Origin of the sequence: Brevibacterium sp. (assembly GCF_022712115.1) — a bacterium.
Lineage (GTDB): Bacteria > Actinomycetota > Actinomycetes > Actinomycetales > Brevibacteriaceae > Brevibacterium > Brevibacterium salitolerans.
Genome location: NZ_JALAHB010000030.1, coordinates 1 through 8,303, shown reverse-complemented (window position 1 = coordinate 8,303; position 8,303 = coordinate 1). Strand labels below are relative to the sequence as shown.

The 8,303-nt window shown below is 69.7% G+C and carries 8 protein-coding genes; all 8 read right to left on the bottom strand.

All coding sequences use genetic code 11. The features are described from left to right. Window positions 1-101: 101 nt before the first annotated feature. Window positions 102-1,409, bottom strand: coding sequence for a DUF445 domain-containing protein (locus Q0A33_RS01410; protein ID WP_291792037.1), 1,308 nt, complete (start codon window positions 1,407-1,409; stop codon window positions 102-104). A gap of 300 nt (window positions 1,410-1,709) precedes the next feature. Beyond that, window positions 1,710-2,168, bottom strand: a complete 459-nt coding sequence (gene rplI / locus Q0A33_RS01405) for a 50S ribosomal protein L9 (RefSeq protein ID WP_291792035.1) — start codon at window positions 2,166-2,168, stop codon at window positions 1,710-1,712. Between the two features lie 15 nt (window positions 2,169-2,183). Then, complete coding sequence (rpsR, locus tag Q0A33_RS01400) at window positions 2,184-2,423, bottom strand: 30S ribosomal protein S18 (protein WP_291792033.1); 240 nt, start codon at window positions 2,421-2,423, stop codon at window positions 2,184-2,186. A gap of 40 nt (window positions 2,424-2,463) precedes the next feature. Further along, window positions 2,464-3,093: a single-stranded DNA-binding protein gene (locus Q0A33_RS01395; RefSeq protein WP_291792030.1), complete on the bottom strand. Its 630-nt coding sequence runs from the start codon at window positions 3,091-3,093 to the stop codon at window positions 2,464-2,466. Between the two features lie 73 nt (window positions 3,094-3,166). After that, window positions 3,167-3,457, bottom strand: a complete 291-nt coding sequence (gene rpsF, locus Q0A33_RS01390) for a 30S ribosomal protein S6 (RefSeq protein WP_291792028.1) — start codon at window positions 3,455-3,457, stop codon at window positions 3,167-3,169. A 196-nt stretch (window positions 3,458-3,653) separates the two neighbouring features. Continuing rightward, window positions 3,654-5,102, bottom strand: coding sequence for a hypothetical protein (locus Q0A33_RS01385; RefSeq protein WP_291792026.1), 1,449 nt, complete (start codon window positions 5,100-5,102; stop codon window positions 3,654-3,656). A gap of 135 nt (window positions 5,103-5,237) precedes the next feature. Then, window positions 5,238-5,714, bottom strand: a complete 477-nt coding sequence (locus tag Q0A33_RS01380; RefSeq protein ID WP_291792023.1) for a type II toxin-antitoxin system VapC family toxin — start codon at window positions 5,712-5,714, stop codon at window positions 5,238-5,240. 78 nt (window positions 5,715-5,792) lie between these two features. Next, a partial coding sequence (locus Q0A33_RS01375) for a transglycosylase domain-containing protein (protein ID WP_363316515.1) occupies window positions 5,793-8,303 on the bottom strand: 2,511 nt, incomplete at its 5' end.

Genomic DNA, 8,303 nt, shown 5'->3' with positions numbered 1-8,303 from the left:
CGCACCCACCCCGCCGGAAGCACCCGCCTCACCGGCAGCGCCCGCCTCCGCTGCCCGAGGCGCCCCCTCCGCGGCACCGCCCTCGGCCGCTGCTGTCCCGCTCACGGCAGCAGCAGGGTGAGCGCGTGGATGAGCGTGCCCACCAGTGCGCCGATGACCGTGCCGTTGATCCGGATGTACTGGAGGTCCCGGCCCACGTAGAGCTCGATGCGGTCGGAGGCCTCCTTGGCGTCCCAGCCGGCGATGGTGTCGGAGATGACGGAGGCGATCTCCCCGCCGAACGACTCCACGAGATCCCCGGCGGTCGTGGCGATGCGCGCATCCAGGCCGGCGGCGAACTCCTCGTCCGTCGTCATCCTCTGTGCAGCCTCCGCCAGCAGGCGGCGGACACGGGCCTGCACCTCACCGGTCTCGTCGATCACCGCCGCGCGCAGCAGGCGCTTGAGCGAGGCCCAGACCTCCAGCACGGCGTCGACCACACCCGGCTGGGTGAGCAGCTCGTCCAGCACGTTCTCCGCGCGGTCGGCCAGGGAGGTGGGTGTGCGGAGGTCGTCCGCGATCTGCACGAGCCAGGAGTCCAGAGCCTGCCGGGCACGGTGGTAGCGGTCGTCGCGGACCTCGGCGATCCAGGACAGCACCTCGCGCCGGAGCCGGCTGGAGACCACGTCGCTGAGGAAGCGCGGTGCCCAGTCCGGGGAGCGCTGCTTGACGATCTCGTCGATGACCTGCGGGTTCGACTCCAGCCAGGAGTGCGCCTCCCCCACCACCAGGTCCACCAGCCGGTGATGGGCACCGTCGTCCACGACCTCGCGCAGCAGCATCCCCAGGGCGGGCGCCTTCCGGGTGGCGACGAGCCGCGGCACGATCACGTCGCGGGTGAGGGCCTCGATGTCCTCGTCGGAGACGCGGGCCAGCACGTACTCGAGCCCCTGCCCGGCGCGGCGGACCACACGGGTCTGGTTGCCCTCCTCGGCCAGCCACTCCCCCGCCCGTCTGGTGACCTGGGCGCTGAGGATCTTCTGCGAGACGGTGGCCGACTGCAGGAAGTTCGCGGCGACGAACTCGGACAGGCTCCGCCCCAGCGTGTCCTTCTTGCGCGGGATGATCGCGGTGTGCGGGATGGGCAGGCCGAGGGGGTGCCGGAACAGCGCCGTGACGGCGAACCAGTCCGCGATCGCGCCGATCATCGCCGCTTCGGAGGCCCGTGCCACGAACCCCCAGACGCCGGTGAGGTCCGTGAAGAGGTGGACGAGGAGGAACACGAGGGCGGCGAAGGCCAGCAGCCCCGTGGCGAAGGTGCGCATCTTCCTCAGGGCGCGGGCGCGCGCGGCGTCGTCCGCCTCCGTGCCCGCGCGCGCAGGCACGGGCACACCCTCCGGTGCTCTCTCACTGCCAGATCCGTTCGTCACGCCTCAAAGCTACCGTGCCCGAGGCCGCAGACACCCTCAGCCGCACCGCCCGGCGTGCGACGTGTCCCCGTGAGGATTGTGAGGCCTGTGCGGGCTGTGCGGGCTGCCGCGAGCGAGCTGAGGAGCGAAGCGGCCGCGGCGGGCCCCGCGGGTCCGGCGGGTCCGGCGGGTCCGGCGGGTCCGGCGGGTCCGGCGGGTCCGGCGGGTCCCCCGGCTCCGGAAACGCGCATGCCCCGTCCGGAGCCCTGAGGCTCCGGACGGGGCATTCGATCCGTGAGGACCGGGCGCGATCGCTGAGGATCAGGCCTTGCCGATCACCGTGAACTTGGCGTTCGCGGTGATCTCGTCGTGCACGCGCACGATGGCGGTGTACGCGCCGGCGGCCTTCACGTGGCCGGGGAGGGCCACCTGACGGCGGTCGAACTCGTGACCGGTCGCGGCGGTGATCGCCTCCGCGACGAGGGCCGGGGTGACGGCGCCGAACAGGCGTCCGCCCTTGCCGGCCTTCATCTCGATGCGGGAGGTCGTCCCCTCGATCTTCTCCTTGAGGACGATCGCCTCGTCGCGGTCGGCGATCTGGCGGGCCTGGCGGGCCTTGCGGAGGGACTGGATCTCCTTCTCCGCACCCGGGGTCCACGGACGTGCCCAGCCGCGGGGGATGAGCAGGTTGCGTGCGTAACCGGCCTTGACCTCGACGACGTCACCGGCGGCGCCGAGACGATCGACTTCCTGATTGAGGATGAGCTTCCTGGTAGCCATTGTTCTCTCCTCCTATCAGCGGTTCGAGCTGGTGTAGGGAAGCAGAGCCATCTCCCGGGCGTTCTTCACGGCCTTCGCGATGATGCGCTGTTCCTGCACGGTGACACCGGTGACGCGACGGGCGCGGATCTTGCCGCGGTCCGAGATGAACTTGCGCAGCGTCGCGGTGTCCTTGTAGGTGATGGTTGCGGCTTCTCCGCGCTTGAGCGGGTTCGCCTTCTTCTTGATGGGCTTCCGGGGATCCGGCTTTGCCATGATGTGCTCCTGTTAAGCGATGAAGGAAGATGCTGAGCGATCAGAACGGGGGCTCGTCGTTGGCCGGGGCTCCCCAGCCGCCGCCCTGCTGCGGGTTCGACGCCGCCCAGGGGTCGTCCTGCGGGGGACGGCCCTGCCCCTGCTGCGGGTTGGCACCCCAGCTTCCGCCCTGCGGAGCGCCTCCCTGCTGTCCACCGAATCCGCCCTGCTGGCCGCCGTAGCCGCCCTGACCGCCGAAGCCGCCGCCCTGCGGGGCGCCGCCGGGCTGGCCGCCGCGGTTGCCGCCGTAGCCGCCACCGCCGCCGCGCTCATTGCGCGTGACGTTCGCGGTGGCGAAGCGGAGGCTGGGGCCCACCTCGTCGGCGTCGAGCTCGAACACCGTGCGCTTCTCGCCCTCCTTCGTGTCGAAGGTGCGAGCACGCAGGCGTCCCTGCACGATGACGCGGGTGCCGCGGGAGACGGACTCCGCGACGTTCTCGGCCATCTCGCGCCAGGCGCTGCAGCGGAGGAAGAGCGTCTCGCCGTCGCGGAACTCGTTCGCCTGGCGATCGAATGTGCGCGGCGTGGAGGCGACGGTGAAGTTCGCAACGGCGGCGCCGTTGGCGGTGAACCTCAGCTCGGGGTCCGCGGTGACGTTCCCCACGACGGTGATGATCGTTTCGCCTGCCATTTCGACTCCTCAGCTCCTTGGATTCTGTGTAGTTCTGATCAGGCGCGCGACGGTCCGGCCGCCGCGCACGCGGTCACTTGGCGTCGGAACGGAGGAACTTGGTGCGCAGGACGGACTCGTTGAGTCCGAGCTGACGACCGAGCTCCTTCACGGTGTCCGGCTTCGCGCCCAGATCGACGACGACGTAGTAGCCCTCGGTCTTCTTCTGGATCTCGTAGGCGAAACGGCGACGGCCCCAGATGTCCACGTTGTCGACGGTTCCGCCCTCAGCGGGCACAACCTTCAGCAGCTTCTCGATATCGGCGCCCAGCGAGCGCTCATCGAGTTCCGGGTCAAGGATGAGCATGAGCTCGTACTTACGCATCTGTCACCCACCTCCTCTGGTCTCAGCGGCCATGGTCTGTCCATGACAGGAGGGTTATGCGTGGCTGCCTGCCACCCGCGGCGCGGGCACAGAGCAACCGCACCAGTGTACATGGCTGAGCGCCGCGGCGGGCTCCACCGGTCTGTGATCTGGATTCCGCGGAACCTCGATTCCACAATTCGACAGAGACCTCGGCTCATCCGCTTCGCCGGAAGAGCTCGTCGAGGGCGAAGGCCGTGACGAGCGCCAGGCTCAGGAAGCGCAGCAGGGTGAAGAGGGACATCCAGGTGTCGGCGAGGCCGGTGGAGGCGTCCACGGCGGCGGCGTCCGCGAGGTGGGAGGCCAGCGCGAATCCCAGCTCCGCGAAGAACCAGACCGCGTGGACCCAGAGGTACGGGACCATGAGCGCGGCGAAGGGCACGAGCCACAGGGAGAGGGAGGTCGACGAGCCCGGTGCCACGATGACGGAGAAGCCCAGCATCGCCGTGAGGGTGAGGGCGGTCCGCCGCATGTGCGCGCGTTCGTCCGCGGCTTCCATGGCACGCAGCGCCGTCCTGTCCGGCAGGTCCGAGGACGGCTGGTCCTCCGGATCGCCGGCTGCCGCGGACCGGGCGCCCTCCCCGCGGAACGCGCCCGAGGCCGCCTCCTCCCGCGGCCCGGAGGCGGCCTCGGGCGCGGTGAGTGCGGTGTGCACGGGCCGGTGCATGGAGCGGGAGATCGCCAGGGAGGCGAGCGCCACCAGCCCGAGGCCCCACACCACCAGCAGACCCGTGGTGAGGGTGGTCGCGTCGCTCCAGTCCTGGGCGAGCGCGATCGAGGCGAGGGAACCGCGGTCGATCGCGTCCGCGAACCAGAGTGAGAGACGGCCGGGCAGCCGGCCGTCGGCCAGGAGGATGAGTCCGGTGAGCAGCGCGAAGCCGGCGAGGACGAGTGCGGCCTGCCCGCGGTCACGGGAGGTGCCGAGCAGCACGGCCAGGAGCACGACGAGACCCAGCGGTCCGGCCGCGGCGGCGAGCGCCAGGAGCGCTCCGGCTCCGACGAGGGAACCGGTGGAGCGGCTTCCCAGCAGGAGCACGCACGCCCACACCGCGGCTGCGACCCCCACGGGCTCCAGCGACTGCCCGATGCTGAAGACGATGACCGGGGACAGGAAGCCCACGGCGGCCCAGGAGGCCCCGTGGCCCGGGAGGCCCAGCCGGCGGACGAGGACGAGCATGCCCGCGCCCATCGCCGCGAACGCAGCGGAGTTGAGCACCAGCAGGATCGCCATGCCCTCCGCCGGGGCCGCACCCAGGGCGCCGGAGACGGCGACGGTGAACCAGTAGGTGAGCAGGGAGAAGCCGGGCAGGCCGGAGGAGATGGCGCCCGGCGCTTGCGGTGCGGCCTCGCCGAGGAGGGAGAGCGCAACAGGAGACGAGCACATGCGGAAGGAGGCGCGGGGCAGTTCGTATCCGCCGGACATGCACGGTGCCTGCAGGAGGAGGCCCACCAGGACGCTCAGGCCGAGGACGCCCAGGAGCGCCCACGAGGCGGAGGCCAGGCTGCGGGCGTCCGGCCGGGCGAAGCGAGCGGCACCCCCGTCACCCAGCAGCGGGGCCGCGAAGCGCGCGGGGGTGGAGGCGGGCTCCTGGGGTGAGGTCGTCATGCAGTCAGCGTAGAGGAAGGGATGGACACGGACAGAGAGGCCGCGGCGCCCCGAGCCCAACCGTGAACCCCACTCTGCCGACGCCCTGGTCGGAGTGCGCTGATTCGGGCTGTGCGCAACTGACTGCCGCTGTTCCTAGTTCTGTCCGCTCCAGGGGTTGAGCAGTTCCACTCCGGTAAGTGCGAAGCCTTTGACGTCGTGCGTCGCGCACGTCGCATCGTGTGCCAGGCAGATCGCAGCGATCTGCGCATCAGCGGTGCTGATAGGACGCCCGGTGCGCTCTCGCGCGACGAGAACATCCGCGTGGCAGCCAGCCGCCCGGTCGTCGAAGGAAAGGACTGCACGGCCATCTCGATAGGACTCGACCACAGCCTCTATGCGCGACGTCATCACGGCCCTGCGCCGCCCCTCAGGCATGCGCCGCACTCCGGCCAACAGCTCAGCAACCGTGATCGCGGAGACGGCCACTTCACCGATGAGCGACTCCAGCCACGCGACGACGTGGGGATCGGGTTGAGGGCGCAACACCTCTGAGACGACATCGGTGTCAAGGATGATCTCCGAAATCCACAGCTCGGGCGACGTCGTCCCACTCCGGGACGGGGAGGGCACGCAGAAGCGGCGGGAGCGATGTGCTCCCGCCGCTTCCGCGTCGACTGCTGAGGCCCAGGCGGTCAGGCTGCCGTCGGCTCAGAGACCGGGGATGGTCCCACCCTGGCCTCCGGGCCCGGAGCCGCCCTCACCAGAGCCGCCGCCACCGCCGGAACCACCTCCGCCGTTGCCGCCGCCACCGCCGTCATTGCCGCCTCCGCCGGAGCCGCCACCGCCTCCACCGCCGGAACCACCTCCGTCGTTGCCGCCGCCGTTGCCTCCACCACCGGAGCCTCCGCCGCCGTTGTCGTCACCGGAGCCGTTGTCCGGAGGATTCTCCGGCGGCTTGATACCACCGTCGCCGCCATCGCCGCCCTCGTCGTCGTCCTTCGACGAATCGTCTTCCCCGTCATCCTCCGGAGGAGCGGAGTTCTCGTCCTCGGGCGGATCCTGGTTCTCCTCCGGCCGCTGAGGCTGCTGCGGCTGGGGCTTGGGCGGCGGCGGAGCCTGGTTGGGCACACCGGAGTCGTTGCTGGGCTTCTCCACCTCCGGCAGCGGACCCCGCTCCGGGAAGTCCTCCACGGGCATGTCCTCCATCGCCTCGATCATGTAGTTCGTCCACGCCTGGGTGGGGAACGAACCACCGGTGATCGAGGCCCGCCCGCCGTAGATGCCGATGTCCATCGGGCGTCCGTCCTGGTCGGCACCGAAGATCGAGACCGCGGTGACGAGGTTGGGCGTGTAGCCGGCGAACCACGCGGACTGCGACTGCTGCGAGGTGCCGGTCTTGCCGGCGGCAGGGCGGCCCAGGTTGTTGGCATAGCTGGCAGAGCCGCCCGTCACCACATTGCGCAGCGCGTAGGAGGTCTCCGCCATGACGTTCTCGTCGAACTTCCGCTCGCCCTTCGTGTCAGGTTCGTACACCACCTGCTCATCAGGGTTCGTCACCTTCTCCACGGAGTGGGAGGTGTGGCGGATGCCGTTGGACGCGAAGGTCCCGAAGGCGTTCGCCATCTCCTCCGTCGTGGGGCTGGCCGTGCCCAGCACATTGGAGGCGTTGCTCTCCAGACCGTAGCCGGGGATCGGGTGATCCTCCGGGTTCTCCGGCAGACCGGCGCGCGTGGCCACGTCCACGGTCTTCTCCGGCCCCACCTCGATGTTGAGCTGGGCATAGGCGGAGTTGATCGAGGACTGTGTGGCCTTGAGCAGGGAGACCGGACCATAGGACGCACCGCCGAAGTTGCGCGGCGACCAGGGGGCACCGCCCTCCGGCCGGAAGGTCGTCCCGCTCTGCCCCGTGAAGTAGTCCGTGAGACGGTAGCCGTTCTCCAGGCCCGCCACCAGAGTGAAGGCCTTGAAGGTCGAACCCGCCTGCGAACGCTCCTGCGTGGCGGAGTTCAGCGCCCGCTCCAGGTAGTCCTCGCCGCCGTACATCGCGACGATGCCGCCGGTCTTGGGATCGATCGAGGTGAGCCCCACGTGCTGGTTCTCGTTGCGCTCCGGCAGCTGGTCCACCGCATTCACCGCAGCGTCCATCTTCTTCTTGTCGAAGGTCGTGACGATGTCGAAGCCGCCGCGGGTGATCTCCTCCTCCGTGAGGCCGCCGGGCCCCTTGAGCTCGTCGAGCACATGGCTGAGGAGATAGCCGTTCTGTCCCTTGAACTGGTTGTTGGCCTTGGCTTCCTTCACGTCCGGGAACTCAGCGGCGTCCGCCTCCTCCTGGGAGATGTAGCCCAGCTTCACCATGCTGTTCAGGACGTAGTCGAACCGGTCCGAGTACTCCTCGGGATTCTCCGCGGGGTCAGCGGCACCGGGCCGCTGGATCATCGCGGCGAGGAATGCGCTCTCCTCGAGGTCGAGCTCGCTGGCCGGCTTGTCGAAGTAGTTCTGGCTGGCCACCTCGATGCCGTAGCTCTGCCGCCCCAGGAAGATCGTGTTGAGGTAGTTGGCGAGGACCTCGTCCTTGGTCTGCTCCTGGTCGATCTTCAGCGCGATGAACATCTCCTTGACCTTGCGGTCCAGGGAGTGCTCGTTGGTGAGGTAGAAGTTCTTCACGTACTGCTGCGTGATCGTCGAACCGCCGCCGGCGTAGTCGTCCGTGATCACACCCCACACGGCACGCGACAGACCCTTGAGCGAGATGCCCCGGTTCTCGTAGAAGGACTGGTCCTCCGCCGCCACGGCCGCATGCTGCATGTACTCGGAGATGCCGTCGATCTCCACGCTGCGCCGGTCCTCGACCTTGAAGGAGCCCAGCTCCGTCTTCCCGTCGTTGTAGTAGACGGTCGAGGTCTGCCCCGCGGCCTCTGCATTGGGCTCCGGCACATCCGTGACGGCGTAGCCGATCCCGAACGCGCCCAGCCCCAGCGCCACGAACAGCAGCACCGCCACGGCCCAGTGGCGGAAGCCGGGCACCCAGCGCCGCCAGCCGCTCCTCCCCTTGCGGGGATAGTCGGCCGCACGCGCCACACTGCCGAAGAACCCGGTCCCTGCCGCCTTTCCGGCAGAGGCCTTGCCGGCGGCAGACTTGCCGCCGGCTGCCTTCCCGGATGAGCTCTTGCCGCTGTGATGGCGACCGGCCGATCCTGAGTGCCTGGGTGTGGTGGGTGG